Genomic DNA, 26,489 nt, shown 5'->3' on the forward strand with positions numbered 1-26,489 from the left:
AAGGGTTGGCTGTTGAAAACCCCACCGGATTCCTAGATTCGGAGCCCGCTTTGGACTTCCGGTGGGGTTGGCGCAGAGACCTGGGCCGGCCTCGTTGCCACCGTCTTTCCTGAGTTCATCGCCCGCGACGGTCAGGAGCGCGCGGACGGGTGCCGTCAAGGAGAAAAGCGCCGGATGGGTGCGGCCCGCAGGCGCAGCCGAGGACACGGCCCGGCGCGCCTTGACGGCGCACGGCCGCGGGCTACAGTCGCGGACAAGGTGATGAAGTCAGGAAAGGCGGATCACGCGGCAACGGCCGCTGTCGGCGCCGAACCCACGCAAGCGAAGCGCGCAGGCCCGGATCGCAGAGCCGGGCCGAAGGCGCGAGCGATGGAAGCCCAGATGGGGCGAGACTCGCGCGGCGAGGCTCGATGCGCAGCACGACAGCGCGATCGGCCATCTGGCCGAGGATGCCACCGTGGTTCAATATGCGGTAAAGCGTCTAAGCTTCTCAGCGATTAGGCGATCAAATAAGGCAAGGAGCCTAGTTATGTCGTCAATGCAGGACCGGTTCTACGAGCAATCGGCTCATCTGAATACCTTGCTGAATAACGACCCTGCCGAGGCGGTAAAACAGGCACGGGAAATCAATCTTGATATCCCGGAACCTGAGCGCTTCAATCGGATGGGCCTGCGGGCGGCGGCCTTGGTGGATGGCGGCGTCTTGACTCGGCAGCAGGATGCGATTGAGGAAGGGCTCGCGCTATTTCGTGAGTTGCATCGTCAATTCCCAACGGCCGATATCACCTACAACCTGGCGAACGGGTTGGTCGCTTCGACGGGAAATCCACCTCGTGGTCCGAACTGGCTGGATCATCAGGAACGCACGAGAGAGCTTCGCATCGAAGCACGACAATGCTTCTGGAAAGTGGCGCAGGACCCGGATGCCGATCCAGCGCTGAGAACCCAAGCCTGGACGAACCTTGCCAACCAGTTCAGCAGCAGCTATCGGCTTGGCGAAGCTCATGATGCGTGGCTTGCCGCACTAGAGATTGATCCGGAGAACGGCGTTGCGGCAAGTTCCGCAGCCCGTAATTTGCTGTGGCTCTATCAACAAGGCGGCTGTTCAGACCTTACCCGTGTCGAGGCAGTCATGTTGGCCAAGATTGCACATCGGCATCAGGATCGCGTTATCCAATACGCTGGCGCGCAGGCCGCAGAGCAGATCGCCGCGTTCGCCAGCGAATTGGAAGATCCTCCACCGCGATCACCCCACCCGGATCCATTCATTGCGTGGGTCGAGCGCGAACGCCTGACGCTGGCACCAGCCGTCGAACTCGTCGACCCCACCCTGGGTAAGCTGGACTGGCTCGTGCTCCCCGGGATTCGGGAGCGTGAATCGGGCGCAATCGGGATGCCGCCACCTGTGTTCGCCATGTTCAATGTGCTCAAGAGCGACTTCATCCTCGCGCGTGATCTTGCATGGCGAGCGCTCGATGAGAGCGTCTGGCCAGCGACGGGGCGATTTGGCGACACCCTTGATTACGCCACCTATGGCCCGGATGCGTCGGCGCTTATCTTGGCGCACCGTACTGCCCTCGATCTGCTCGACAAGATCGCGGTAACGGCGAACCATTATTTCGAGCTTGGGCAATCGCCGGATAAAGTCTACTTTGGCAAACTATGGCGAGGAAGCCTCGACAAGGTGACCGGCGTGCGCCCCCTTGTCGAAAAGGTTGAAGCCGCAATTCGCGGGGGCGCCAATGCGCTCTATGGCCTCGTGGAGCTTGCCGAGGACTACGACAGCAGCGCGGGTATCCTGCGTTCTCAAAAGGACCTCCGCAATGCGGGCACACACCGATTTGTGGTGCTGCATGACTTTGGAGATCCAACACGGAGCAGGCAGGCACCTGAAATCGAACGTCATCAACGGGATCTGTTTGCGCAGGAAGCAGTGCGCGCTTTACGTGTTGCCAGGTCGTCGGTCCAAATGCTTGCCCTTTCGATTTCGCAGCACGAACAGGGTTTGGCGCGACGGGCAACCGGCATTGTTGGATCATTGGTCGTTCCCGACCACGACTGGATTCGTGGACGCAATAATGAATTTAAATAGGTCACAGCTCTCGGTCGCATTGACGAAAATGATAAAACTTTGGAGAGGGTCTTGAAGCTTCACCTGCTAATCGATACATGTGTCTGGCTGGATCTGGCTAAAGACTATCGGCAACTTCCGCTCCTTGATGCCGTACTCGCCATGAAGGAGTCTGGCGACCTCGAAATCATCCTCCCGAAAATTTTGGTAGAAGAGTTCGATCGAAACAAAGATCGGATCATTTCGGATAGCAAGCGCAGCCTATCGAGTCACTTCAAGCTGGTTCGAGAAGCCATGTTGAAGTTTTCCCCCGAAGAAGGTCGCGACGCCGCGTTGCAAAAATTGAATGAAGTCGATCATCGGATAGCGACGGGCGGCGAGGCCGTGAACGATGCAATCGGGATCGTCGAGAAGATATTCGCATCCACCGATCACATCACCCTTACGGATGCCGTCAAGGCCCGAGCGGCAGATCGGGCCATCGCAAAAATTGCCCCATTTCATCGGCAACGCAATGGCATAGACGACACGATTATCATCGAAACCTACATCGATGCACTTGCCGCCAGATCCAATACTGACGACGTGTACGGTTTTGTGACCCACAACATCCACGACTTCAGCGATCGAGGTGGTGACACGCGCTTGCCGCATCCAGATTTGGCTGGAATGTTCGACAGCAGTAGCTCCCGATATGCGACAAGTCTTGGACCGTTGTTAGGCGAGTTCGCCGAAGACCTGCTGGAAGAGATCAAGTTTGAACGGGAATTCAATCAAGAGCCGCGCAAACTATCCGAGCTGCTGGAGGCCGAACATAGGCTTACCACGCAAGTTTGGTACAACCGGCACTGGAACCGGCGCATTGCTATTGAGCGTGGCAAGCAAAAACTGGTCAGCCACGAGGAATGGGAAAAGTTACCACCCAAGAAAAGGCACAACACCATCGTTGATACCATCTGGGAAGGGGCTTTAGCATCGGCCAAGCGTGCAGAGGACGAACTCGGTCCGGGCGGCGTTGGTCCGTGGAGCGATTTCGAGTGGGGAATGATTAACGGTAAGCTGTCCGCGATCCGATGGATGCTGGGTGATGATTGGGACATGCTCGACACTTGATGCTGGGCCGAGGAGCGAGGGTGCGAAGATCAAACCGGGTAGCAACAATCCGGCTCAAAGCACGGTGCACAGCCTGCGCCTAACGGCAACACATTGAGACGCCGCATAAATATTTAGAAGAATCGATCTATGGGGAGTAAGCGGGGATGCCAGTGACCTCACAAGAAGAAAATATCCATTTCTACGACACGCACTACGACATCATTGGGCAATGGCTGCTACGGCCTGGCGATAAAGTAATGTTAGGCGACAAGTCCAACCGACGGTGTCGTTTCTGTGGGAAAACCCCTCCCGAAGTGACTTTCAAGAAAGTCGCTCATGCCATCCCGGAGTCGCTTGGAAACAAAAGCATCGAGAGCGCTTACGAGTGCGATACGTGTAACGAACTGTTTGGCAACGGCATTGAAAACGATCTCGGTAACTGGTCCAAGCCGACACGAACCCTAGTACGCATTCGCGGTAAAAGTGGTGTACCGACCTTGAAAAAAGGCGGTGATGGGCAAGGATGGCGAGTCGAGTTTGATCAAGGAATCCTCAACGTCACCGCTTACGAAAACGATCCGATCTTCGAAGTAAACGAAGAAGACAGGAAGATCACGTTCAGGCTGAGACGAGATGCCTACACCCCCGTCGCTGTGCTCAAAGCCTTCATGAAGATCGGCTTGACCTTGATGCCGGACAGTGAGGTAGCAAATTTCCAGCACCTCATGGCGTGGGTCCGATGTACCGATAACAGCAAACCGTTCGCCGATCAATGTCCGGTGATCTACACCTTCCAGCCTGGTCCGATGCCGAATGATCTCATTGCAGCTCTCGTGTTGCGCAGGAAGTCGCACGTTACGGATGTTCCATACGCCTTCCTGGTGCTTGGCTACGGCAACGAAGTTTTTCAGGTACCGTTGCCGTCCAAGCCGCATGACGAGGCATCAAACGGCAAATCACTCTCCATACTGCCGTTCCCTGTTCCTGGCTCCCCCGATCCAGCACGCTACGGCATACCCAAACATGGAGTCCTGAATCTGACCGGGAAGGAAGTCGTGAGGGGAGATATCGCAACAATGACGATGGGCTACGACACTGTGGCCCATCGAGGCCATACAGAATCATTGCAAAATGAGCAGAGCCCAAGCATGCCCGATCAAACGCCAGCACAACCTACAGCAGAAAACACTGTTCGAGCACTCCCGCCGAGTCATAACAAACCCGATCGTGGGAACGGCGCTTCCGAGCCCAAGAAGCAATGGATACGCTCCGATAGATTAGCGGCGTGGGCTATCGCGATCTCGGTATTCAGCCTCGTGGCCACATCGGTAGCGTCCTATATTGCCTATGTCGCGGATAAACGAGCCAAGCTATCCGACGTGGCGGGTGCTCAAGCCGTCGTGGCCGACTTGGGCGACAAGGTACAGCTTCTCGCACAAGACGCTGATCTTTCGGGCACGTTTATCGGAGCGTTCCTTGATGCAGAGAAGAAACAACCCGAAGCAAAGGACCGCATAAGAAGCCTAGAATTTGACTTCATACGAAGGACAAAGCTGCCCGATCTCAAGCTCTCCCCGGACAAATTAGCCATGCTGTCACATGGCGGTAGTGATGGCGCCGCCAGCACAGCGGCTACATGCGCAACTTACCGAGACGAACTCGAAGCAGATGTGGAGGGTCTTGCAGCAATGAACCCAAATGACTGGACATTGGAACAGACAACAACTCTACAAGTCTTCCCTTATCGCTTTCACAAACTGAGCGGCCTGTGCAATCAAGCAGAAAAAGGCCTCTCGTTATTGGCACCGGCAGGTCAATCCAGCGAACCTCTACGCGGAACCCTAGGTGAGCTTGATGCAGCCCGGGAAGAGGAAGCGCAAAGAAAGGGCGCTGGCTTCACCGCGACGCTTCAACTGGCGCCAACGCCCGATAATCCAAAGCTATCGATCTCACAGACAGTCAAGCAGGGTAATTAGTCAGGGCGGAGTGAACGCTGCTTTCTGCGCGTGATCGAGTTTTCGATGGATCAGCGATACTAGCGTGAGGATGTCGAGCGCATCCTGCTCGGACATGGACCAATTCGTCTTGGGTGCATGAGCCAGCGGATTGCGCACGGCGCCGAACAAGCCGATCAGGAGATTGGCGAATCCTTTCTGCTCGCTTTTCTCGGACTCCGTGGTCAGCGGCCCCAACACCAAGGCAGGCTGCTGACCGGCAAAAGCCTTATTCACCAAGTCAGCCCCATCGCCGCTCAAACCCGACAGACCTCGAATCCGCTCGGCAACCCCCTTGGTCGCCTCGAAAACCGCGTGGAAATAGTTTTCATCCAGCAATTCGACCCGGCAGTAGTTCAGCACTTCGGCATGCACCGCCCGGTTTTCCAAGGCGGCTTTAAGCCGCCCTGCGCGGGCGCGGGCGGCATCCAAAGTTGTTGCCTTGTCGGCATGACCAACCTTGCCATCCTCGCGCACGTAGAAACCCGAGAAGGCCAGCACGACATTGAGTTCATCGCGCCGCCAAGCAAACGTCCCAGTATCACGGGCATAGCTGACCGGATTCATCGCTCGATTGATGAACATGATGAGATGGTTGCCGACCTGGTGCTGGTTCTGCGCCATTGCTAGTGCATTGAACAACCGCTTCCATTTGGTGATGTCTGGAGAAACGTCGGCGACATTGATCTCCTGGAGCAATCGCTCGATCTGCGTGCCCGTCAGCCCATATGCCGTGTCGGCCAACACTCGGCAGGCTGCTTCGAGATGCTGGGAGTCGAAAGGGGCAATTTGTGCCGTCACCGCATGCCTCTAAGTTCCGCCAAAAATGCCGTGCCGATTTCCACGGCCTGCTCCGCGCTCATTGGGTCTACATCCACGCCATGCACGGCCGAATTCATGACGCGGAGGGATTCAAGAAATCGTTCCGTGCTGGCCGGCACGAGGCCACGTTGATGCAATTCGCGCAGCACATTGCCAATGCCGGCGGGCGCCTTCGACGCAAGACCGTTGTCGGATAGGATATCCCGTAAGATCCGCTCGATCTCAATTCGCAACTTGACGACGGACATCAGCGGAAACTCGCGCGCAAACTCCTCGGCGGTTGGCAGCGCCTGCTGCAACTGCGGTGGCAGCGCCGGTGAGAGCCGGTATTGGGCGACGCCCATCGGCTTGCTGGAGTCGCGCAAGGCATATTCGACGATCACCTCATTACGGCCCTTGCACAAAATAATACCGATGGTCGGCTGATCGTCCTTGTGCCGAAGCTGGTCATCGACGGCGGAGAGGTAGAAGTTCATCTTGCCCGCAAACTCGGGCTTGAAGTCTTCGATCTTCAACTCGATCACGACGAAGCAGCGCAGCCGCAGGTGATAGAAAAGAAGGTCGAGGTAGTAGTCCTGGCCACCGACTTCGAGATGGTACTGGCTGCCGACGAAAGCGAAGCCCTTGCCGAGTTCGAGAATGAGTGAGCGCAGATGCTCGATAAGGCCGCGCTCCAGGTCACGCTCCAGTATGTCGGGGCCGAGTGCGAGGAAATCGAAGGTATAGGGGTCTTTGAGGAGTTGCTGGGCAAGATCGGACTGTTCAGTGGGCAAGGTCCGCGAGAAATTAGTCAGCGCGCTGCCCTGACGAACGAACAACTGGCTCTCAATCTGGTGGACGAGGACAGGGCGACTCCAGCCATGCTCGATCGTCTGGCGGGCGTACCAGGCGCGCTCCTCGGCCACCTTGACTGTATCTAGCAGGCTGACATTATGCCCCCAGGGCAATTGTGCAACGACCCGTTGCACAAATTCGGCGTCGGGCCAGGCTTCGGCGAACGAACGCATATATTTCAGGTTTCGAGCTGAAAGCCCGGTCATTTCGGGGAAGGCTCGGCGGAGATCGTCCGCCAGCCGGTCAATGACCTTGGTCCCCCAACCCTCGCGCTCTTGCCGGGCCAGAATGTCGCGTCCGATGCTCCAATAGAGCAGGATCAGCTCGCGATTGACCGACAAGCTGGCACGGTGACGCGCCTCGGCGATCTTCCGCTTCAGGTCACCGACGAAAGCGGAATAGCTCTGCGCGTCAACCTCTGAGGCCGGGTTGGCGGCCTTGGAGCGCCGGGACGGTGGCTTGGACGACGGGGGGCTCATGCCGCTTCCTCCTCTGAAATTACGGCTCGCTTGCTTCCCGGCGGCACGGCACGGCTGTTTTCCTTGCGGTGCCGATAGGGGCGGTAATTCCCTCGGCTCGTGAGTGTCTTGTTGCTGTCCGTGTCGGCGGGATTCGCCGCCGGCGACGCAGCCGGCATCATTGGCGCACGGTTGTCGATTGTATCCCGTCGCAGATTGGCCACCTTCTCAGCGGCCGCCCGGATCGGATCGTCCTCGGCATGCACGTACCGCATGAACATGGATACGGTCTTGTGTGCCGTAAGTGCCATACCGACCTTGACCGGAATCCCGGAGTTGGCAATGTCGGTCGCAGCCCGATGACGGATGCCGTGCGTACCGACATGAACCACGTTCGCACGTTTCAGGACTCGCTTCCAGCCGTTGTAATAAGTGCTTTCGGGCAACGGAATCGAACTGTCAAAGATGGCCGGACACACATAAGGCGAATCGTCGATACGGCAGGCGTTGGACAACAATTGGTAGGCTACCTCGCTCATCGGCTTGGAAATATCGCCGGTCTTGCTATCAGGCCAGACGATGCGACGGTTTTCAAAGTCAATCCAAGACCATTCGAGCAATCGAATCTCCGACATGCGCGCCGAAAACTCGAATTGCAGGCGAACCGCAAGCGTCAACGTCGGATGTTCCAGCCCTTCCGCATCCGCACGGTCAAGATAGGCGTAGAGGCGCGCCAGCTCGTCGTTGACGATGTATCGCGTTTCACCGTTCTCGGGGTATTTCGGCACATGGCGACAAGGATTGGAGCCATCGGGCCGGTAGCCCCATACCTCGGCCATGTTGAGCATCTTGCGGATGCAGGACAGAACCCGGTTGGCCGTGACCGGGATTCTCGCCAGATCGCGCATCAGAGTCGTTATATGTTGTCGGGTTACGTCAGGCACTTTGAGCTTGCCCAACATCGGCACGATGAAACGGTCGATCTGGTCTTGGTAGGTATCAACGGTGCTCGGCTTGTTGCGAGGTCTGGAGTATTCCTCCATGAACTGGGTACACAATTCTTTGACGGTAGGCGACATACGCGCAGCCAGTTTCGCGGCACTCGGATCGTTGCCTTTCCGCACATCAGCCAGCCAGTCCTGCGCGATCGAGCGGGCCTGCTCGACGGTCAACTCGCCGAATTGGCCGATTTTCGGCTTGCGGCGCTCGCCCCAGTTCGTGCGGTACTGGAGCATGAAGACCTTGCGCCCGTGGGCGGTGACTTTGCAGAGAAATCCGGGGACAATGGTGTCCCGCAGTTCGTAATCTTTGCCGGTGACTTCAGCCGCATCAACAGCGGATTTTGTGAGCTTGATCTTGGCCATGACGCCTCCTAGTTCGAGATCGAACGCAGGAACCAGCCAGGAGCCACGGCATCGGAAAATGTGCCGCAATCGGTCTGGTCTAGGCGTAAGGTTAGACGGGACTAACCTCTTGGAAAACCAAGCCCAGCAAGGCTTAGCAGGTTCCAGCGTAGTCCGATGCTATAGGAGGCTGCCGGACTCAAAATCCGGTTCCGAAAGGAGTGCCGGTTCGATTCCGGCCCGAGGCACCAGAATGCTTTCCGGCAATTGCCGCCGGAAACCTGAAACCCGCGGAAGCTCAAGGCTTCGCGGGTTTTTTGTTGCCGGCCTCAATCCGGCACGCCCTTCCCTGGACGAAGATCAAGCGGCCTGCGGATGTCGCACGGCACGCCGCAGCCCCACTGCTATCGTTGTCGAAGTTATTGAGATAGCAAACCGGGAGCGCACAATGGACCGTATTTTCATGACGCGAGAGGAAGCCATACGCATCCTCATCGAAGCCCACGAGTCTGTCTCCGGACGCCCCGCCGCAACGTTGATCCGATCGAGCGCAGACAGGTCCGCCAGGCTCGAAGCGCTGGACCGGCTGCTGCTCGACGTGCGCGCGGGCCGGGTCGACGAATTTCGTACGTGGCCCGAGGACAACACCTGCGTCTCGATCACCGACTGACGCAGGTCCGCCACACGAGCCTCAACGCAAATTCGTCTGCGCCAGCTCCACCACCTCGTCGCCGCGTCCGCTCAGCACCGCACGCAGCATGTAGAGGCTGAACCCTTTCGCCTGGGCCCACTGCAGCTTCGGCGGCATGGCCAGTTCGTGCTTCGTCGTCACCACGTCGACGAGCGCCGGCCCTGCGTGCGAGAACGCCGCGCGCAACGCTTCATCGAGCGCTTCAGACGTCTCCACGCGCACGCTGAAGAGGCCCGCGCCTTTCGCGATATCCGCGAAGTTGGTGGCCGCCAGATCGGTGCCCGTCTCCACGTAGCCACCGGCCTTCATCTCCATCGCGACAAAACCGAGCGAGCTGTTATTCAGGACAACGATCTTGATCGGCAAATCGAGCTGACGCGCCGTGAGAATGTCGCCGAGCAGCATCGAAAGGCCGCCGTCGCCGGAGAGCGAGACCACCTGGCGCCCGGCGTGCGCCGCCTGCGCGCCGAGCGCCTGCGGCATGGCGTTCGCCATCGAGCCGTGATTGAACGAGCCGTGCAGGCGGCGCCGGCCGTTCATCGTCAGGTAGCGCGCGGCCCAGAGCGTGGGCGTGCCGACGTCGACCGCGAAAATCGCATCGTCCTCGGCGAGCGCGTCCACGCGCGACACCACATACTGCGGATGCAGCGGCTTGCCGGCAGCGGCCGGGCGAGCGAGTTCGTCGAGTCCCTTGCGCGCGTTCGCGTAGTGCTCGCGCGCATGCTCGATGAAGCGCCGGTCGGTCTTGCGCGTGAGCTTCGGCGTGAGCGCGCGCAACGTTTCGCGCACGTCGCCGATGAGCCCGAGCGTGAGCGGCGCGCGTTTGCCGAGCGCGGCTGCGTCGCGGTCGATCTGCACGATATTCGCGTGCTGCGGATAGAAGTTGCGATACGGGAAGTCGGTGCCGAGCATGACGAGCGTGTCACACGACATCATCGCGTGGTAGCCCGAACTGAAGCCGATCAGCCCGGTCATGCCCACGTCGTATGGGTTATCCCATTCGACGTACTGCTTGCCGCGCAACGCATGCACCGTCGGCGCGCCGAGCGCGTCCGCGAAGGCCACCACTTCGTCGTGCGAGCCCTTGCAGCCGCTGCCGCATAGCAGGGTCACGGCCTCGGAGCGATTGAGCAGCACGGCGAGCCGGTCGATATCCGCCGACGAAGGCAAGGTCGCCGGACGCGCCGCCTGGGCCCATGCCGGCTCCTCGTCGGACGCGTCCAGAAGCGCCACGTCGCCGGGCAGCACGATCACGGCGACGCCCTTCTGGTCGATCGCGGTCCGCAGCGCGGTGTCGAGCACGCGCGGGAACTGCGAGGCGTTCGTCACCAGTTCCACGTAATGGCTGCACTCGCGAAAGAGCTCGGTCGGGTGCGTCTCCTGGAAATAACCGAGACCGATTTCCGTCGATGGAATGTGCGCCGCGATCGCGAGCACCGGCGAGCGGTTGCGATGGCAGTCGTAGAGACCGTTGATCAGATGCAGGTTGCCAGGCCCGCAACTGCCCGCGCACACCGCGAGCCGGCCGGTTGCCGCTGCTTCGGCGCCCGCCGCAAAGGCGGCGACTTCCTCGTGCCGCGTGTGCATCCAGCGGATCGTGCCGAGCTTGCGCAGGCTCGCCGACAAACCGTTCAGGCTGTCGCCGGTCACGCCCCAGATGCGCTCGACGCCAACTGCTTCGAGCGTTTTCGCCAGATGATCCGCTATCGTCTTCGCCATAGTGTTCTCCACGTGAGCCATATGGCGCAGCGCGCGCACCGAAGCCGGGCGCTGCGCGAGAAGAAAATTGGGGGGTATTCAGGCGTCCAGGCCCTGTAACCGCGCCGGACCTGCCAGTACCTCGCGCTACGTTACGCCATCCGCCCGAAATGCGCAGTCAAGCCGCGCACGGCGCGCAGGCGGCGGGCACGGGGGAGCGAATCACGTCGCCGCGGATAAAATACCCCGCTCTACGCCGTTCGCCGTCCGTCATGAATCTCGAAAGCATTCTCTTCACCCAGGGTTTCGGCTCACGCCGCCAATGCCGCGCGCTCATCGCCGACGCGCGTGTCGCCGTCGCCGGCGAGCCGTGCAGCGACCCGCTCGCAACGTTCGACACGGCAGGCCTCGTCTTCAGCGTGGACGGCACGCCGTGGCCGTTCCACGAGCGCGCCTACATTGCGCTCAACAAGCCTGCGGGCTATGAGTGCTCGCGCGATCCGCAGCATCACTTGAGCGTGTTTCATCTGCTGCCGCCGCAGTTCGCGCAGCGCAACGTGCAGTGCGTGGGCCGCCTCGATCAGGATACGACCGGTCTCCTGCTGCTTTCCGACGATGGCCAGTTCGTCCACGCGTTCACGTCGCCCAAACGCAAGGTGCCGAAGGTCTATGTGGCGAGCATGCGCCATCCGCTCGACGCCACCCAGCTCAATGCCCTGCGTGCAGGCGTGCTGCTGCACGGCGAGCGCGAGCCGATTGCCGCCGTCGCAGCCAACGCGCGCGCCGGTCACGAGCTGGAACTGACCGTGCTCGAAGGCAAATATCATCAGGTCAAACGGATGGTGGCCGCGGCCGGCAACCGCGTCGAGGCGCTCCATCGCGAGCGCATCGGCGGCTTTTCCCTGCCCGCCGGTCTGGCACCGGGCGCGTGGCAATGGCTCGACGCCGCAGCGCTCGACGCGTTGCGCAGCAACGGGTAAACCACCACCGGCGGCACGAGCGGCCGCCGCTCAGTACGTTGACGCACCGATGCTTGCAAACAGGCATCGTTTTCGCCGCGCCGCAGCATGTCCTTGCCGGGCTTCCGCCCTATACTCGTCTAAAGAACGATTACAAGTTGCAAGGAGGGGCATCATGATCATCAACGGCTCATTCGAAATCTCATTCGTGTTGATGGCATTCATGGCGCTTGGGGCGGTTCTGATTGGGGGCCTGCTCGCGTCGATGCATATGCGACATCAGTATCATCCGAACCTCATCGGGGCGCTCATCGGAGCGCTATTGTGCTTCCTCCTGCTCGAAGCGCTGCCGGCCATCACGTGAACGGCACGCTTTGCGCCGCGTCGCCCGCCCGGAGTCACGGGTGCGGCGGCAGCGTGCGCAGGAACGCATCGACGTCGGGATAACGCAAACGCACGCGCAGTTCGCGCTTCAGGCGCGTATTGGCGAGCCGTCTCGACTCCCGCATGAACGACAGCAAGACGGGCTCGAGTTCGCGCTCGGCCTCGGCGCGGCTCACGCGCGGTGCGCGCGCGAGGCCGAAGGCATCGGCTACGCGGTCGAAATACTCGCCCATCTTCAGTTCGCTGTCGTCCGCCGCGTGGATCGTGCGCCCCGGGCGGCCGTGCGTGGCGAGGCGCAGGAGAATCGCCGCGAGGTCGTCCGCATGGATGTGGCTCGTGTAGACGTCGTCGCTCGCCAGGAGCGCCGGCGTGCGCTTCTCGAGCCGCGCGAGCGGGAGGCGGTTCGCGGCGTAAATACCGGGAATGCGCGCGATCGTGGCGCTGAGCGCGCCGCGCGCTGTGGCGCGGCGCAGTTGCCGTTCTGCCGACACCCGGCGTATGGCGCGGGCGTTGGCGGGCTGCACCGTGCGTGTTTCGTCGATGCGCGCGCCGCCGCAATCTCCGTACACCCCCGTCGTGCTCGCGTAGACGAGCCTCGGGCGTTCGAGGCGCTTGCGCCGGGCGCGGGAAAACCGCCGGATGCGCTCGGGTACAATAACGGAGGCGCCAAAGGCTGCGGCATCGCCGACAGCGCTGCGGCGCATGCGGTCCACGAGGCAATGCAATGGGGGCCGCAATGCGCGCGGCGCCACACCTGCCAGCGCAGGGCGCGACACCGCGCGACGCCGCGCCGCAAGCGCTGCGATCAGGCGGCGCGTGCGCAGGTCGTCATCGCCGGATTTTTGCGGCGGCGCGAGGTGCAGTACGGTGCCCGCCAGGCCCGCGATCCGCGCGAGACTCCTGCGGGAATCGAGGTCGCCGCGCACCGGCGTTGCGCCCGCGGCCCGCACCGCGTCTGCGCGCTCGGCACGGCGCGTGAGCGCGAATACGCGCGCGCGGTCGGGCCGCTCGCGCAACTGGGCGGCGCCGCGCAGGCCGACGTCGCCGCAACCGACGATCAGGATGCGCGCACGGCGCAAGGTTCGTGTGGCAATCATGGTGGAACCATTTTAGCGGCCCGGGCCTCGCGGCGAAGGCCGGCAAGCAAACGCGGCAACTTGCTCAAAGCGACCCGCGCCCCGCAATCAACCCTCGGATACAGACTTACGCTTCCCTGAACATGGCTTTCAACGTAACGCTCAAGCAAAGCGGTCGGCAATTCCAGGTCGAACCCGACGAACCCATTCTCAACGCGGCCCTGCGTCAGGGCATCGGCCTGCCGTATGGCTGCAAGAACGGCGCGTGCGGCTCGTGCAAGGGCACGGTCTGCAACGGCGAAATCGAGCAGCGCGCCCACGCGGCCTCGGCGCTGTCCAACGACGAAAGAACGCGCGGCATGGCCCTCTTCTGCTGTGCGACGGCGCAAACCGATCTCGAAATCGATATCCGCGAAGTGGCGGGCGTGGGCGACGTGCAGGTGCGCAAGCTGCCTACCCGCATCGCCGCCATCGAGCACAAGGCAGACGACGTCGTCGTCCTCAAGCTGCAACTGCCCGCCAACGAGCGCCTGCAGTACCTCGCTGGCCAGTACCTCGAATTCATCCTCAAGGACGGCACGCGCCGCAGCTATTCCATGGCGAGCGCGCCGCACGAGGAAGGCCCGATCGAGTTGCACATCCGCCATATGCCCGGCGGCAAGTTCACCGACCACGTCTTCTCGCAGATGAAGGAGCGCGACATCCTGCGCTTCGAGGCGCCGCTCGGCACCTTCTTCCTGCGCGAGGAATCGGACAAGCCCATCGTGCTGCTCGCCTCGGGCACCGGCTTCGCGCCGCTCAAGGCGATCGTCGAGCACGCGGTCCACAAGAACCTGAACCGCCCCATGACGCTCTACTGGGGCGCGCGCCAGAAGAAGGACCTGTACCTGATGGATCTCGCCGAACAATGGGCGAAGGACATTCCGAACTTCCGCTTCGTGCCGGTGCTCTCCGAACCCGCCGCCGCCGACAACTGGACCGGCCGCACGGGCTTCGTGCACCGCGCCGTGATCGAGGATCTGCCCGACCTTTCGGGCTACCAGGTCTATGCGTGCGGCGCGCCGGTGATGGTCGAGTCGGCGCAGCGCGACTTCACGCAGCACCACGGCCTGCCTGAAGACGAGTTCTACGCGGACTCGTTCACGAGCGCCGCGGACCTCGCGAACGCCGTCTGACGCTCGCCTGGAAGGGTCGTTGCGTGTGCAATGCCTCGACCCGCGTCGACCCATTCAGGCGGCCGTCACGAAAAATTCTTCGGCCGCCTGGAAAAATTCGGCACATTGACGGTTTACATCGCCATTCGGCTTGTCGTATTCTTGCGCCCATGAACTGCATCCTGTCCGCCCTCCGACGTCGCCGCTCGCCCCATCTTTAGGGCCTGGCTACTCGCGGACGCGCGTTGTACTTCTCAACGCACAGCAAGTTCGAATCACGAAAGCCACGGCCGGTCCGTGGCTTTTTGTTTTTCCGCCGTTTTTTTTACAACCTCGTTTCTCAACCCCCGTTTCTCAACCCCGTTTCTCAACCCTTTAGCAGCCCCAACGCGGAGCCCGTTGCCATGAATTATTCCGAGTACCCGATCGAGTCGCTGATGTACATCACCAACCGGCCCGAAATCGTTTTCACGCATGGCAAGGGGTCGTGGCTCTACGACAACGAAGGCAAGCGATACCTGGACTTCATCCAGGGCTGGGCCGTCAACAGCCTCGGGCACTGCAACGAAGGCATGATCGAGGCGCTCGAGAAGCAGTCGCGCCTGCTCATCAACCCGTCGCCGGCCTTCTACAACGAGCCGATGGCGAAGCTCGCGGGCCTGCTCACCGAGCACAGCTGCTTCGACAAGGTGTTCTTCGCCAACAGCGGCGCCGAAGCCAACGAAGGCGCGATCAAGCTCGCGCGCAAGTGGGGCAGGAAGCATCGCGACGGCGCCTACGAGATCATCACGTTCGACCACAGCTTCCACGGCCGCACGATCGCGACGATGTCGGCGAGCGGCAAGCCGGGCTGGGACACGATCTACGCACCGCAAGTGCCGGGCTTCCCGAAGGCCGACCTGAACGACATCGCCTCGGTTGAAAAGCTCATCAACGCGAAGACCGTCGCCGTGATGCTCGAGCCGATCCAGGGCGAAGGCGGCGTGATTCCCGCCACGCGCGAATTCATGCAGCAACTGCGCGCGCTCACAAAGCAACACGGCATCCTGCTGATCGTCGACGAAGTGCAGAGCGGCTGCGGCCGTGCGGGCACCCTCTTCGCCTACGAACTCTCGGGCATCGAGCCGGACATCATGACGCTCGGCAAGGGCATTGGCGGCGGCGTCCCGCTCGCGGCGCTGCTCGCGAAGAAGGAAATCTCCGTGTTCGAAGCGGGCGACCAGGGCGGCACGTACAACGGCAACCCGCTAATGACCGCCGTGGGCTATTCGGTGATCTCGCAACTGGTTGCGCCCGGCTTCCTCGAAGGCGTGCGCGCCCGCGGCGAGTATCTGCGCGAAAAGCTGCTCGAGCTTTCGGCCGAACGCGGCTTCCAGGGCGAGCGCGGCGAAGGCTTGCTGCGCGCGCTGCTGCTCGGCAAGGACATCGGGCCGGAGATCGTCGAGAAGGCGCGCCTCATGCAGCCGGACGGCCTGCTGCTCAACGCCGCGCGCCCGAACCTGCTGCGCTTCATGCCGGCGCTGAACGTGACGACGCAGGAAATCGACCAGATGATGGCGATGCTGCGCACGATCCTCGACTCGCTGTAATCGGGCGGACCGCGAGCGATGTCCGTCACGATCCGTGTGTTCAGCGAAGCCGATACCGAAGCGGTGATCGCGCTTTGGCTGCAGGCGTTTCCCGAGTACAACGATGCGAGCCGGCCGCATCGCAATCCGCGTCTGTCGATCGCGAACAAGCTCGGCACCCAGCCGGAGCTTTTCTTCGTCGCCACGCGCGAGGTCGACGGCGCGCTCGTCGGCACGGCGATGGCCGGTTACGACGGGCATCGCGGCTGGCTCTATTCGGTTGCCGTTGCGCCCGAAGCGAGGCGCCATGGCCTCGGCACGCGGCTCGTGCGCCATGCGGAGAACGCGCTCGCCGCGCTGGGCTGCATGAAGCTCAACCTTCAGGTGCTCACCGACAAGGCCGAGGTGCTCGCGTTCTACGAGCGGCTCGGCTATCGCGCCGATGCCGTGGTGAGTCTCGGCAAGCGGCTCGCCGCGCAGGAGTCCGAAGCGCTCGTCTGAGCCTGCCTGGCCGGCGCCATGAAAAAAGCCGCATGGGTTTCGCACCATGCGGCTTTTGTTTTGATGCGGCCGCAAGGACCGCAATGCGGTGCAGCTTACTCGCCCACTCATTCACCCAGGTAAGCCGCGCGCACCTTCGGATCGTCGAGCATCTGTTTGGCCTCGCCTTCCATCGTCACGAGGCCCGAGTCCATCACGTAGCCGCGATTGGCCGCCTGCAGCGCGAGACGTGCGTTCTGCTCCACGAGCAGCACCGTGATGCCTTCCGACGAGATCGTGCGCACCACTTCGAAGATCTTCTCCACCATGATCGGCGAGAGACCCATCGAAGGTTCATCGAGCAGCAGAAGCTTCGGCTTGCTGATGATCGCGCGCGCCATGGCCAGCATCTGCTGCTCGCCGCCCGAGAGCGTGCCCGCGAGCTGCGTGGCGCGTTCCTTCAGGCGCGGGAAAAAGCCGAACATGCGGTCGACGTCCTTCTGGATGCCGTCGTTGTCGCTGCGCAGGTACGCGCCCATCTGCATGTTTTCGAGGATCGACATGCGCGCGAAGATGCCGCGGCCCTCCGGCACCATGGCGAGACCGCGCTTGAGCAGTTCATACGCCGGCACGCCCTTGATCGACTGGCCCATGTACTCGATGTCGCCCGCCGAGTACGGCTTCAGGCCCGTGATGGCCTTCATCGTCGTGGTCTTGCCCGCGCCGTTCGCGCCGATCAGCGTGACGAGTTCGCCAGGGCGTACTTCCATGTCCACGCCCTTGACCGCCTGGATCCCGCCGTAGTTGACCTGCAGACCCTTGATTTTCAGAACCGATGTAGCCATCAGTGAACCCCCGCACCCAGATATGCCTCGATCACCTTCGGGTCCTTCTGCACGTCTTGCGGCAGCCCCTCGGAGATCACCTTGCCGTAGTCGAGCACTGTCATCCGGTTGCACAGGCCCATCACCAGTTTCACGTCGTGCTCGATCAGCAGGATGGTCTTGCCATCGGCGCGGATCTTGTCGAGCAGGCGCGTGAGTTCGACCTTCTCGGTCGCGTTCATGCCGGCCGCCGGCTCGTCGAGCGCGAGCAGCTTCGGATCGGTCGCGAGCGCGCGCGCGATTTCCAGACGGCGCTGGTGGCCGTACGAGAGATTGCGCGACGTGTAGTCCGCGTATTGCGCGATGCCCACGTATTCGAGCAGTTCGATCGCGCGTTCCTTGATCTCGCGCTCTTCCTGACGTTCCGAAGGCGTCTGGAACACGGCGCCGAGCAAGCCGTGCTTCGTGCGCACATGGCGGCCGACCATCACGTTTTCGAGCGCGGTCATGCCGCCGAACAGACGAATGTTCTGGAAGGTACGCGCAATGCCCGCCTTCGCCACCTGATAAACGGCGGTCGGCGTATAGGCCGTGCCGTCGAGCTTGAATTCGCCCGAATCAGGCGTGTAGAGACCGGTAATCACGTTGAAGAACGTGGTCTTGCCGGCGCCGTTCGGCCCGATCAGGCCGTAGATCGTGCCTTCCTCGATCTGCAGGCCGACGTCGGACAGCGCCTGCAGGCCGCCGAAGCGCTTGTTCACGCCCTTCACGGACAGACGGATGGGTTTGTTGCTCATGTGTAGTTCTCCCTGTCCTTATGCGCGAATCGGCTTCTTGCTGGCGCGCTTGGCGATCTTCGCGATCTTGTCTTCGTGCTTCGCCGCGGGCCACAGGCCCTCCGAGCGATAGAGCATGATGATGACCATGGCGAGGCCGTAGAGCAGCTGACGGATGACTTCCGTATCGACGACTTCGTGGCCGAACAGCATGTGCTGGAGCGGGCCCATGGTCGAGCGCAGGAACTCGGGGAAAATGGCGAGCAGCACGGCGCCGAGAATCACGCCGGGGATGTGGCCCATGCCGCCGAGCACCACGCAGGCGAGCACGACGACCGATTCCCAGAACGTGAACGACTCCGGCGACACGAAGCCCTGGAACGCACCGAACATCGCGCCCGACAGACCGCCGAACGACGCGCCCATCGCGAACGCGAGCAGCTTGACGTTGCGGGTGTTGATGCCCATGGCCTTGGCGGCGATTTCGTCTTCGCGGATCGCGGCCCATGCACGGCCGATGCGCGAGTGCTGCAAACGCGTACACACCCAGATCACGAGCAGCGCGCAGATCACGAACACGTAGTAGTACATGTAGACCGACGTGAACGTGAAGCCGAGGATCTCGTGCGGCTGCGCGAGATTGAAGCCGAACACCTGCAGCGGCGCGACGCCGGTAATGCCCTGCGGCCCGTTGGTGATGTTCACCGGACGGTCGAGGTTGTTCATGAAGATACGAACGATTTCCCCGAAACCCAGCGTCACGATGGCGAGGTAGTCGCCGCGCAGACGCAGCGTCGGCGCCCCGAGCAGGATACCCGCGATCGCCGCGAGCGCCATGGCGCACGGCACCACGATCCAGTACGGCGTATGCAGCCCGCCCGGGAACATGTTGGCGATCCACGTGAACTGGTTCGCAAGGTGCGGCGAAGTCAGCAGCGCGGCCGTGTAGGCGCCCACCGCGTAGAACGCGATATAGCCCAGGTCCAGCAGGCCGGCGAAGCCCACCACCACGTTCAGGCCCAGCGCGAGCATCACGTAGAGCATCGCGAAGTCGAGCACGCGCACCCAGTAGTTGCCGCCCGCGGCGCCCACCACGAAGGGCAGCGCAGCCACGACGATGGCCGTCACGATGCCGACCGTGAGGGTCTTCGTCATGTTCTTTTCGGGGATGAGCGTCGTCGACGGCTCGATCGGTTGAATTGAAGTCATGTTGTGTTACTCCCTCTTATGCGCGGTCCGCGACACGTTCGCCCAGCAGCCCCGACGGACGGAACACGAGCACGACGATCAGCACGATGAATGCGAAGACGTCCTGATAGTTACTGCCGAACACCCCGCCGGTCAGGTTGCCGATGTAGCCTGCGCCGAGCTGCTCGATCAGGCCGAGCACCACGCCGCCGACCATCGCGCCGCCGAGGTTGCCGATACCGCCCAGCACCGCGGCCGTGAAGGCCTTCATGCCGGGGATGAAACCCATGTAGAAGTGCGCGTTGCCGTATTCCGAGGCGATCATGACGCCGGCCAGCGCTGCGAGCGCCGAGCCGATCATGAACGTGGCCGAGATCACGAAGTTCGGGTTCACGCCCATCAGCGAGGCATTGTTCGGGTTCTCGGCGATGGCGCGCATGGCGCGGCCGAGCTTGGTCTTGTGCACGAGGAGCAGGAGACCCGCCATCACGAGGAACGCGACGACGATGATGACGATTTCCGTCATCGAGATCACGGCGCCCACGCCGGTTTCAGTCGGCTTGATGACGTTGATCGGATCGGTCGAGATGAGCTGGGGGAACGCGAGCGGGTTACGGCCCCAGATGATCATGGCGAGCGTCTGCAGCAGGATCGACACACCGATCGCGGTGATCAGCGGGGCGAGGCGCGGCGCGCGGCGCAGCGGCCGGTACGCGACCTTTTCGATCGTGTACCCGACGGCCGCACACACGACCGCGGCGACGGCAAGGGCGATGCACAGCGTGGGAATGTTCCCGAGGCCCGGGAAGTGGTTATGGAGAACGTTGATCGCGGAAAGCGCGACCATGGCGCCCACCATGAGCACATCGCCGTGCGCGAAATTGATGATGCCCAGAATCCCGTACACCATGGTGTAGCCCAGAGCGATGATGGCGTAAATGCTGCCAAGCACCAGCCCGTTCAGGATCTGCTGGATGAAAATATCCATTTAATGCTCCTTAGCCCGTGCAACCGGATTCGCGCTCGTCATCGGCCGGTGGGCGATGTTTTACGGAACCGCAACGACACTTTCGGGTATTGAAGTAAAAACCGGTAACGGTTGGCCGCCCTGGTTCGCGTTGCCGCTGTGTTGCAGCGGCAGGCTCGCCAAAAGCGGATGCAAAAACGGCACCGTCGGATGGTTCGGTGCCGTCGGGTTCAATCAACTACGCGTCATATTCACGTTGGCGTATTCGCGGCGAGCCTTGCGGCCGGCAAACGCGCATGCGTCAAACGCCATGACTTCCTTTCCCCGGCCACCTGTGCGCTGCGGGATCTCAGCTGCGAGATCCGTCGCACCCAGGCGGCAAACCGGCATGACAACGCCGATGCATGCAAAAGCAATCTGCATGCCAGGAATGATCAATGTTGCGCTCGTGCCCGTCCCGACATTACGGCTGTGCCACACGTGGCACGGCGCAACCGCATTTACCGATGACGCGGCAAAAGCCGGCTTGAATTGCATTAATCAGGTCTCCTGCGCCTTCCGAAATGCTTGCCTGATGGCCTTCTCATGGGGTGTCCAGCCTTCAGAACGCGCGCATTGTAACGCCAATTATGCGACGGGCAATATTGTTGAACCGGCAGGGTTTTCCTGCATTGCAACCATATTTTTAGATAACCGCACGAGATGGGTTGCACCGCGGGTTGCGCCGCATTTTTGTGCACCAGTTGCACCAAAAATCGACAGCTTTCGCATCATGTGTTGCAGATAATGGCCGCAATGCCTTGTCGGGCGGGCATTGGGTCAAATGAACGATATTTAAGGGAGAACATAATAACCTCGCCCCGGCGCGGTGCATTCGTGCCGGAAGCGTGTCAATCGCCCTCAAAATTCGGGGTCATACCACGTGATTCGATGCCGCACGCTAGCGAAAATACTGATAGGAGCACCCGGCCAATGAGAAGTTAACCTGCCCTTTCTCGTAATATGACCCTTTTTTATTGATACCTGCATGCGTCGCGGGCATAAAAAAACGCGCCGGATGGGCGCGTTTTTTGCGGGAGCGGGCAGCTTCAGACCGGCTGGCCGAGTCCTCGTGGCAAGGGGAACGCAATGTTCTCCTCGATGCCTTCGAGTGCACGCACGTTGCGCGCACCAAGTTCGTGCAGGCGGCGAATGATCTCCTGAGCGAGCGCTTCGGGAGCCGATGCGCCGGCCGTCAGGCCGATCCGGCGCTTGCCGGCGAGCCACTGGGGATCGATCTGCTCGGGCGCATCCACCATATAGGCGGGAATGCCGCGCTTCTCGGCCACTTCGCGCAAGCGGTTCGAATTCGAACTGTTCGGGCTGCCCACCACGATCACGACGTCGCACTGCGGCGCCATGAACTTGACGGCGTCCTGGCGATTCTGCGTGGCGTAGCAGATGTCCTGCTTCTTCGGCTCACGAATGGCCGGGAAGCGCGCCTTGAGCGCCGCGATGATTTCCGCGGCGTCGTCCACCGAGAGCGTGGTTTGCGTGACGAACGCCACGCGCTGCGGATCGCGCAGCTTGAGCGCCTCGACATCGGCGATGTCCTCGACGAGGTACATGCCCTCGGCCACCTGCCCCATGGTGCCCTCCACTTCCGGATGGCCCTTGTGCCCGATCATGACGATGTCGAGCCCTTCGTCACGCATCTTCGCGACTTCCACGTGAACCTTCGTGACGAGCGGGCAGGTCGCGTCGTAGACGCGCAGGCCGCGCGCCTCGGCGTCGGCGCGCACCGATTTGGAGACGCCGTGCGCGCTGAAGATCACCGTGTTGCCGGACGGGACCTCTTCGAGCTGCTCGATGAAGATCGCCCCCTTCTTGCGCAGGTCTTCGACGACATAAGCGTTGTGGACGATCTCGTGACGCACGTAGATCGGTGCGCCGTGAAGCTGGATGGCGCGCTCGACGATCTCGATGGCCCGATCGACACCGGCGCAGAAGCCGCGCGGCTGGGCGAGCAGGATTTCCGCGTCGGCCAGTTCTGCGATGAGGGACGTGTCCGTGTTGGTCATGGGCTTTAAAGGATTCCGATGATTTGCACTTCGAACGCAACCGCCTGGCCAGCGAGCGGGTGGTTGAAATCGAACAGCGCGGAGGTCTCGTTCACTTCCTTGAGCACACCCGCGTAACGCCCGCCGTTGGGGGCATTGAATTCGATCAGGTCGCCCGGGCTGAACTCCTCGCCGATCATGCCGTTCTCGCGCAGGGTCTTGAGCGACACGCGCTGGATCAGGTCGGGGTTGCGCTGGCCGAAAGCGACGCCGGGTTCTAGCTGAAAGGTCGAGTGGTGACCCACTTTCAGGCCCTGCAAAATCTCTTCCAGCGGCGGCGCAAGCTGGCCGGCGCCCATCAGCAGGGTAGCGGGACGGTCGACAAAGGTATTGACGATTTCGGTGCCATCGGCGAGTGAAAGCCGGTAATTCAGCGTCACGTGGGAACCGGATTTCACTTCGGAGATGTCGATGATGCTCATGCGTAACTCATTTCGTCGTAACGCGCGCTTCGCGCGTGCGCGCCGCGAGGCGCCGGTCCGGCCCGCCTCCGGCGGCCGGAAAACATCTATTGTAAGCCACTTGGCCGAGGCGGTCGCGGCACGATTGTGCACCGCCAACGCCCGCACTCGCGTGCGCCGCGCACGCCTTATTTGTCTGTGGAGATTGCCATGACGGAACTTGTCTGCCTGCCGGACACGGCACCCATTACCGTTGGCGGCGCGCTCGCCGTCCGCCTGCCCGCTCCAGGCTGCGCGGAGCGCGGCCCCCGCGGCGGCGGCACCCTCCCCGTGCCGGCTGCGCCTTCGGCCCCGACCCGCGACGGCGCGGCGCCTGCGGCACCACGCCGTGACATGGACATGCCCCGCGAACGATTGCGCACGGTCGGCGCGGCCGCGCTCTCGGACGTGGAACTGCTCGCGATCCTGCTCGGCTTTGGCTTGCCGGGGCACGATGTCTTCGAGGTGGCTCGCACGCTCCTGGCTCAATTCGGCTCGCTGCGCGCCATGCTCGACGCGCCGCACGAAGAATTCGAGGCCCTGCGCGGCATTGGGCCCGCAAAATCGTCGATGCTGCAAGCGGTCACGGAACTCGCGCGGCGGGCGCTTGCGCAAGCGCTCGACGACAAGCCGCTCATCGACTCCCCCGGTGCGGTCGAAGACTATTTGCGCCTCCTGATCGGCGGGCGGCCGCACGAGGTGTTCGTCTGCCTCTTTCTCGACGTGCGTCATCGGCTGATCCGCTCGGAGGAAAGCTCGCGCGGCTCGCTCACGCGCATGGCGGTGTATCCTCGCGAAATCGTGCGGCGCGCGCTGACGCTCAATGCCGCGAGCCTGATCGTCGCCCATAATCACCCTTCGGGCGCGGTGCAGCCGAGCGCGAGCGATCGGCGCCTCACGCGGGTGTTGCGCGAAACGCTGGCGCTCGTGGAGGTTCAACTCATCGACCACCTGGTCATCGGCACACGGGAAACGTTTTCGTTCGCGCGCCATGGCTGGAGCTGAGGCGGTACAGGCGCCCGGCGCAGCGGCAAACAACAGCATGCGCAAATCGGGTTTGATTTTCCTGGGTTTTTTCTGCTAGAATTATGGTTTGCCTATTTCCAACCCTGTTCCGAAGCCCGTCGCGGCATTCCAGGGGAAATATGCGCTGGGTTCGAGGTTGTCTCTCATCCATACGTGAGCGCTCCTTTCCGGCCATTTCTCGCCTGGGAAACTTAAGCGGCTCTCGAACTCAGAATTTCCGTAGGAGTGCACTCATGGCACGTGTATGCCAAGTCACTGGGAAAGCGCCGATGAGCGGCAACAACGTTTCCCACGCTAACAACAAAACCAAGCGCCGTTTCCTCCCGAATCTGCAAAACCGCCGTTTCTGGGTTGAAAGCGAAAACCGTTGGGTGCGTCTGCGCATCTCGAACGCAGGCCTGCGCCTGATCGACAAGAACGGCATCGATTCCGTGCTCGCAGACCTGCGCGCACGCGGCGAACTGTAAGGAGTAAATCATGGCCAAGGGCGTCCGCGACAAGATCAAGCTGGAATCGACCGCAGGTACGGGTCACTTCTACACGACCACGAAGAACAAGCGCAACATGCCGGAAAAAATGTCGATCAAGAAGTTCGACCCGGTTGTTCGCAAGCACGTCGAGTACAAGGAAACCAAGATCAAGTAATTGATCGGGTTTCGAGCCTGACGAAGACAGAAAAACCCCGCTTGTCCGCGGGGTTTTTCTTTTTGCGAGCCATAGATGGACCCACCGCGCCTCGGCTCGCCACCTGCAACAGTGTTTTAGCGGCAGCGCCCAAACTGGCGCTATCCGTTCGCTCCACTCTCGGAGTATGCTTCCCGCTTTATACCGGCTGCCACACGCGTGTCATATGCCATGACCGCGGCCATGACCGCGCAGGACCGCGGCGGCCAGCAAGCGTAGAACGAGAGAGACGGAGAAGCAGGATCATGAATTTCGATGTAGCGATCGTCGGCAGCGGCCTCGCAGGACTGAGCGTCGCGCTGAATCTCGCCGGTTCGCGCCGCGTCGTGATCATCGCCAAGCGCGCGATGACCGAAGGTGCGAGTGACCGCGCGCAAGGCGGCATTGCCGCCGTGCTCGATTCGGCCGACAGCGTGGAGAACCACGTGGACGATACGCTCGTCGCCGGCGGCGGCCTGTGCGACGAGGCAGCCACGCGCTACATCGTCGAGCATGGCCGCGAGGCCATCGAATGGCTGATCGGCCAGGACGTCCCGTTCACGAAGGACGCCGCCGCCGAACTCGGCTTTCACCTCACGCGCGAAGGCGGCCACAGCCATCGCCGCATCATCCACGCCGCCGACGCCACCGGCCACGCGGTCGTGCAAACGCTGCTCGAGCGCGCACGCACGCACCCGAACATCACGATCCTCGAAGACCATCAGGCGATCGACGTCATCACGTCCGACCGGCTCGGCCTGCCGGGCCGTCGCTGCCACGGCCTCTATGCGCTCGATCTGAAGAACGACCGCACGGTGACGATCCAGGCGCCGCACACGGTGCTCGCCACGGGCGGCGCGGGCAAGGTCTACCTGTACACGACGAACCCTGACACGGCCACCGGCGACGGCATCGCCATGGCGTGGCGCGCGGGCTGCCGTGTGGCCAACATGGAGTTCATCCAGTTCCACCCCACCTGCCTCTTCCACCCGCACGCCAAGTCGTTCCTGATTTCGGAGGCCGTGCGCGGCGAAGGCGGCGTGCTGCGCCTGCCCGACGGCACCCGCTTCATGCCCGCACACGACGCGCGCGCCGAACTGGCGCCGCGCGACATCGTCGCCCGCGCGATCGACTTCGAGATCAAGAGGCACGGCATCGACTGCGTGCATCTCGACATCAGCCATCAGCCGCCGGCGTTTCTCGAAGAGCATTTCCCGACCATCCTCGCGCGTTGCCGCGAATTCGGCATCGACATCACGAAGGAGCCGATTCCCGTGGTGCCCGCCGCGCACTACACCTGCGGCGGCGTCGTCACCGATCTCGCCGGGCGCACCGACCTCGCGGGCCTCTATGCCGTGGGCGAGACCTCGTACACGGGCCTGCACGGCGCGAACCGCCTCGCGAGCAATTCGCTGCTCGAGTGCCTCGTGATCGGCCGCTCGGCGGCCGAGGCGATCGAGGCGGAAGGCTTCAGCGCGGGCGCGCATGCGCCGCTGCCGGACTGGGACGAAAGCCGCGTCTCCGATTCTGACGAGGAAGTCGTCGTTGCCCACAACTGGGACGAGCTGCGCCGGCTGATGTGGAATTACGTCGGCATCGTGCGCACCGACAAGCGGCTCGAGCGCGCCCAACATCGGATCGCCCTGCTGCGCGATGAAATCCTCGAGTACTACGCGAATTTCCGCGTCACGCGCGACCTGCTGGAATTGCGCAACCTCGTCGACGTCGCTTCGCTGATCGTGGAAAGTGCTCGCTCGCGACGCGAGAGCCGTGGCCTGCACTACAGCCGCGACTGGCCGAACTCGCTGCCCAAGGCGCTGCCGACCGTGCTCGCGCCGGAGCGCGTACGCAATCGCACGGTTTCCTGAGCCCGGCGAAC

25 protein-coding genes and 1 tRNA gene are annotated in these 26,489 nt (G+C 62.1%); 14 read left to right on the forward strand and 12 right to left on the reverse strand.

Annotated features, from left to right (window positions below; genetic code table 11):
- Positions 1 to 529 precede the first annotated feature (529 nt).
- From C7411_RS10190 to C7411_RS10200, 3 genes are all read left to right on the forward strand, one after another.
- On the forward strand, positions 530 to 2,092 hold the full coding sequence (locus C7411_RS10190; RefSeq protein ID WP_110384225.1) for an LA2681 family HEPN domain-containing protein: 1,563 nt from the start codon (positions 530 to 532) through the stop codon (positions 2,090 to 2,092).
- 51 nt (positions 2,093 to 2,143) lie between these two features.
- Positions 2,144 to 3,184, forward strand: a complete 1,041-nt coding sequence (locus C7411_RS10195) for a PIN domain-containing protein (RefSeq protein ID WP_165822778.1) — start codon at positions 2,144 to 2,146, stop codon at positions 3,182 to 3,184.
- Positions 3,185 to 3,330: 146 nt separating this feature from the next.
- Positions 3,331 to 5,142 (forward strand): HNH endonuclease, encoded by a 1,812-nt coding sequence (locus tag C7411_RS10200; RefSeq protein ID WP_207786528.1) that lies wholly within the window; start codon positions 3,331 to 3,333, stop codon positions 5,140 to 5,142.
- Here the strand turns inward: C7411_RS10200 and C7411_RS10205 are convergent, their stop codons facing one another.
- From C7411_RS10205 to C7411_RS10215, 3 genes are read right to left on the reverse strand one after another with little or no spacing between them, the layout of a single operon-like run.
- Complete coding sequence (locus tag C7411_RS10205; RefSeq protein ID WP_243413114.1) at positions 5,143 to 5,907, reverse strand: TIGR02391 family protein; 765 nt, start codon at positions 5,905 to 5,907, stop codon at positions 5,143 to 5,145.
- A 50-nt stretch (positions 5,908 to 5,957) separates the two neighbouring features.
- Positions 5,958 to 7,295: a PDDEXK nuclease domain-containing protein gene (locus C7411_RS10210; RefSeq protein WP_110384227.1), complete on the reverse strand. Its 1,338-nt coding sequence runs from the start codon at positions 7,293 to 7,295 to the stop codon at positions 5,958 to 5,960.
- The gene (locus tag C7411_RS10215) at positions 7,292 to 8,638 is read right to left on the reverse strand and encodes a tyrosine-type recombinase/integrase (RefSeq protein ID WP_110384228.1); all 1,347 of its coding nucleotides are present in this window, start codon (positions 8,636 to 8,638) and stop codon (positions 7,292 to 7,294) included. Before C7411_RS10215 ends, C7411_RS10210 begins: the two co-directional genes overlap by 4 nt.
- Before the next feature lie 148 nt (positions 8,639 to 8,786).
- Between C7411_RS10215 and C7411_RS10220 the strand changes: the two genes are divergently transcribed.
- Together C7411_RS10220 and C7411_RS10225 are read left to right on the forward strand one after the other, a co-directional pair.
- A tRNA-Leu gene (locus tag C7411_RS10220) sits at positions 8,787 to 8,868 on the forward strand.
- A 197-nt stretch (positions 8,869 to 9,065) separates the two neighbouring features.
- A complete protein-coding gene (locus C7411_RS10225) occupies positions 9,066 to 9,287 on the forward strand; it encodes a hypothetical protein (RefSeq protein WP_110384229.1) in 222 nt (73 codons plus the stop codon).
- 21 nt (positions 9,288 to 9,308) lie between these two features.
- Here the strand turns inward: C7411_RS10225 and poxB are convergent, their stop codons facing one another.
- Positions 9,309 to 11,027, reverse strand: a complete 1,719-nt coding sequence (gene poxB, locus C7411_RS10230) for a ubiquinone-dependent pyruvate dehydrogenase (RefSeq protein WP_042261253.1) — start codon at positions 11,025 to 11,027, stop codon at positions 9,309 to 9,311.
- 251 nt (positions 11,028 to 11,278) lie between these two features.
- Here poxB and C7411_RS10235 point away from each other — a divergent pair, with 251 nt between their 5' ends.
- The gene (locus C7411_RS10235) at positions 11,279 to 11,986 is read left to right on the forward strand and encodes a pseudouridine synthase (protein WP_110384230.1); all 708 of its coding nucleotides are present in this window, start codon (positions 11,279 to 11,281) and stop codon (positions 11,984 to 11,986) included.
- Between the two features lie 154 nt (positions 11,987 to 12,140).
- A complete protein-coding gene (locus C7411_RS10240; RefSeq protein ID WP_042260822.1) occupies positions 12,141 to 12,329 on the forward strand; it encodes a hypothetical protein in 189 nt (62 codons plus the stop codon).
- A 34-nt stretch (positions 12,330 to 12,363) separates the two neighbouring features.
- On the opposite strand, the gene C7411_RS10245 is transcribed toward C7411_RS10240, so the two are convergent.
- Positions 12,364 to 13,446 carry an NAD-dependent epimerase/dehydratase family protein gene (locus C7411_RS10245; protein ID WP_110384231.1) on the reverse strand — a complete coding sequence of 361 codons (1,083 nt, stop codon included), beginning with the start codon at positions 13,444 to 13,446 and terminating at the stop codon, positions 12,364 to 12,366.
- Between the two features lie 122 nt (positions 13,447 to 13,568).
- On the opposite strand from C7411_RS10245, the gene C7411_RS10250 reads away from it, so the two are divergent.
- From C7411_RS10250 to C7411_RS10260, 3 genes are all read left to right on the forward strand, one after another.
- Positions 13,569 to 14,600, forward strand: a complete 1,032-nt coding sequence (locus tag C7411_RS10250; RefSeq protein WP_110384232.1) for a CDP-6-deoxy-delta-3,4-glucoseen reductase — start codon at positions 13,569 to 13,571, stop codon at positions 14,598 to 14,600.
- Positions 14,601 to 14,983: 383 nt separating this feature from the next.
- Positions 14,984 to 16,168 (forward strand): acetylornithine transaminase, encoded by a 1,185-nt coding sequence (locus tag C7411_RS10255; protein ID WP_110384233.1) that lies wholly within the window; start codon positions 14,984 to 14,986, stop codon positions 16,166 to 16,168.
- Between the two features lie 18 nt (positions 16,169 to 16,186).
- Positions 16,187 to 16,648, forward strand: coding sequence for a GNAT family acetyltransferase (locus C7411_RS10260; RefSeq protein ID WP_110384234.1), 462 nt, complete (start codon positions 16,187 to 16,189; stop codon positions 16,646 to 16,648).
- Between the two features lie 107 nt (positions 16,649 to 16,755).
- On the opposite strand, the gene C7411_RS10265 is transcribed toward C7411_RS10260, so the two are convergent.
- The 7 genes from C7411_RS10265 to C7411_RS10295 all read right to left on the reverse strand — a co-directional run bounded on the left by C7411_RS10265 (position 16,756) and on the right by C7411_RS10295 (position 22,903).
- A complete protein-coding gene (locus C7411_RS10265) occupies positions 16,756 to 17,472 on the reverse strand; it encodes an ABC transporter ATP-binding protein (RefSeq protein WP_110384235.1) in 717 nt (238 codons plus the stop codon).
- Positions 17,472 to 18,248, reverse strand: a complete 777-nt coding sequence (locus C7411_RS10270; protein ID WP_042273186.1) for an ABC transporter ATP-binding protein — start codon at positions 18,246 to 18,248, stop codon at positions 17,472 to 17,474. Before C7411_RS10270 ends, C7411_RS10265 begins: the two co-directional genes overlap by 1 nt.
- 18 nt (positions 18,249 to 18,266) lie before the next feature.
- The gene (locus C7411_RS10275) at positions 18,267 to 19,436 is read right to left on the reverse strand and encodes an ABC transporter permease subunit (RefSeq protein WP_110384236.1); all 1,170 of its coding nucleotides are present in this window, start codon (positions 19,434 to 19,436) and stop codon (positions 18,267 to 18,269) included.
- Between the two features lie 16 nt (positions 19,437 to 19,452).
- Positions 19,453 to 20,403 (reverse strand): branched-chain amino acid ABC transporter permease, encoded by a 951-nt coding sequence (locus C7411_RS10280; protein ID WP_110384237.1) that lies wholly within the window; start codon positions 20,401 to 20,403, stop codon positions 19,453 to 19,455.
- Between the two features lie 213 nt (positions 20,404 to 20,616).
- On the reverse strand, positions 20,617 to 20,919 hold the full coding sequence (locus C7411_RS10285; protein WP_110384238.1) for a hypothetical protein: 303 nt from the start codon (positions 20,917 to 20,919) through the stop codon (positions 20,617 to 20,619).
- 551 nt (positions 20,920 to 21,470) lie between these two features.
- Positions 21,471 to 22,442, reverse strand: coding sequence for a 4-hydroxy-3-methylbut-2-enyl diphosphate reductase (gene ispH, locus C7411_RS10290; protein ID WP_042271909.1), 972 nt, complete (start codon positions 22,440 to 22,442; stop codon positions 21,471 to 21,473).
- A gap of 5 nt (positions 22,443 to 22,447) precedes the next feature.
- Positions 22,448 to 22,903 (reverse strand): FKBP-type peptidyl-prolyl cis-trans isomerase, encoded by a 456-nt coding sequence (locus tag C7411_RS10295; RefSeq protein ID WP_028205261.1) that lies wholly within the window; start codon positions 22,901 to 22,903, stop codon positions 22,448 to 22,450.
- Positions 22,904 to 23,275: 372 nt separating this feature from the next.
- Between C7411_RS10295 and radC the strand changes: the two genes are divergently transcribed.
- The 4 genes from radC to nadB all read left to right on the forward strand — a co-directional run bounded on the left by radC (position 23,276) and on the right by nadB (position 26,478).
- Complete coding sequence (radC, locus tag C7411_RS10300) at positions 23,276 to 23,926, forward strand: RadC family protein (RefSeq protein WP_243413121.1); 651 nt, start codon at positions 23,276 to 23,278, stop codon at positions 23,924 to 23,926.
- Between the two features lie 254 nt (positions 23,927 to 24,180).
- Complete coding sequence (gene rpmB, locus C7411_RS10305) at positions 24,181 to 24,414, forward strand: 50S ribosomal protein L28 (protein ID WP_027794135.1); 234 nt, start codon at positions 24,181 to 24,183, stop codon at positions 24,412 to 24,414.
- Positions 24,415 to 24,424: 10 nt separating this feature from the next.
- On the forward strand, positions 24,425 to 24,592 hold the full coding sequence (gene rpmG, locus C7411_RS10310; protein WP_027794136.1) for a 50S ribosomal protein L33: 168 nt from the start codon (positions 24,425 to 24,427) through the stop codon (positions 24,590 to 24,592).
- A 284-nt stretch (positions 24,593 to 24,876) separates the two neighbouring features.
- On the forward strand, positions 24,877 to 26,478 hold the full coding sequence (nadB, locus tag C7411_RS10315; protein WP_110384240.1) for an L-aspartate oxidase: 1,602 nt from the start codon (positions 24,877 to 24,879) through the stop codon (positions 26,476 to 26,478).
- Positions 26,479 to 26,489 lie beyond the last annotated feature (11 nt).

This window comes from Paraburkholderia silvatlantica (genome assembly GCF_003096715.1).
GTDB lineage: Bacteria > Pseudomonadota > Gammaproteobacteria > Burkholderiales > Burkholderiaceae > Paraburkholderia > Paraburkholderia silvatlantica.

Bases quoted from the DNA above. Each gene is read 5' to 3' on its own strand.
- C7411_RS10210 (WP_110384227.1), bottom strand. From the start codon at position 7,295: ATGAGCCCCCCGTCGTCCAAGCCACCGTCCCGGCGCTCCAAGGCCGCC.
- C7411_RS10260 (WP_110384234.1), top strand. From the start codon at position 16,187: ATGTCCGTCACGATCCGTGTGTTCAGCGAAGCCGATACCGAAGCGGTG.
- C7411_RS10275 (WP_110384236.1), bottom strand. From the start codon at position 19,436: ATGACTTCAATTCAACCGATCGAGCCGTCGACGACGCTCATCCCCGAA.
- C7411_RS10240 (WP_042260822.1), top strand. From the start codon at position 12,141: ATGATCATCAACGGCTCATTCGAAATCTCATTCGTGTTGATGGCATTC.
- C7411_RS10250 (WP_110384232.1), top strand. From the start codon at position 13,569: ATGGCTTTCAACGTAACGCTCAAGCAAAGCGGTCGGCAATTCCAGGTC.
- C7411_RS10255 (WP_110384233.1), top strand. From the start codon at position 14,984: ATGAATTATTCCGAGTACCCGATCGAGTCGCTGATGTACATCACCAAC.
- rpmG (WP_027794136.1), top strand. From the start codon at position 24,425: ATGGCCAAGGGCGTCCGCGACAAGATCAAGCTGGAATCGACCGCAGGT.
- C7411_RS10265 (WP_110384235.1), bottom strand. From the start codon at position 17,472: ATGGCTACATCGGTTCTGAAAATCAAGGGTCTGCAGGTCAACTACGGC.
- rpmB (WP_027794135.1), top strand. From the start codon at position 24,181: ATGGCACGTGTATGCCAAGTCACTGGGAAAGCGCCGATGAGCGGCAAC.
- C7411_RS10215 (WP_110384228.1), bottom strand. From the start codon at position 8,638: ATGGCCAAGATCAAGCTCACAAAATCCGCTGTTGATGCGGCTGAAGTC.
- nadB (WP_110384240.1), top strand. From the start codon at position 24,877: ATGAATTTCGATGTAGCGATCGTCGGCAGCGGCCTCGCAGGACTGAGC.
- C7411_RS10200 (WP_207786528.1), top strand. From the start codon at position 3,331: ATGCCAGTGACCTCACAAGAAGAAAATATCCATTTCTACGACACGCAC.
- C7411_RS10190 (WP_110384225.1), top strand. From the start codon at position 530: ATGTCGTCAATGCAGGACCGGTTCTACGAGCAATCGGCTCATCTGAAT.
- ispH (WP_042271909.1), bottom strand. From the start codon at position 22,442: ATGACCAACACGGACACGTCCCTCATCGCAGAACTGGCCGACGCGGAA.
- C7411_RS10245 (WP_110384231.1), bottom strand. From the start codon at position 13,446: ATGATTGCCACACGAACCTTGCGCCGTGCGCGCATCCTGATCGTCGGT.
- poxB (WP_042261253.1), bottom strand. From the start codon at position 11,027: ATGGCGAAGACGATAGCGGATCATCTGGCGAAAACGCTCGAAGCAGTT.
- C7411_RS10295 (WP_028205261.1), bottom strand. From the start codon at position 22,903: ATGAGCATCATCGACATCTCCGAAGTGAAATCCGGTTCCCACGTGACG.
- radC (WP_243413121.1), top strand. From the start codon at position 23,276: ATGGACATGCCCCGCGAACGATTGCGCACGGTCGGCGCGGCCGCGCTC.
- C7411_RS10280 (WP_110384237.1), bottom strand. From the start codon at position 20,403: ATGGATATTTTCATCCAGCAGATCCTGAACGGGCTGGTGCTTGGCAGC.
- C7411_RS10270 (WP_042273186.1), bottom strand. From the start codon at position 18,248: ATGAGCAACAAACCCATCCGTCTGTCCGTGAAGGGCGTGAACAAGCGC.
- C7411_RS10235 (WP_110384230.1), top strand. From the start codon at position 11,279: ATGAATCTCGAAAGCATTCTCTTCACCCAGGGTTTCGGCTCACGCCGC.
- C7411_RS10225 (WP_110384229.1), top strand. From the start codon at position 9,066: ATGGACCGTATTTTCATGACGCGAGAGGAAGCCATACGCATCCTCATC.
- C7411_RS10285 (WP_110384238.1), bottom strand. From the start codon at position 20,919: ATGCAATTCAAGCCGGCTTTTGCCGCGTCATCGGTAAATGCGGTTGCG.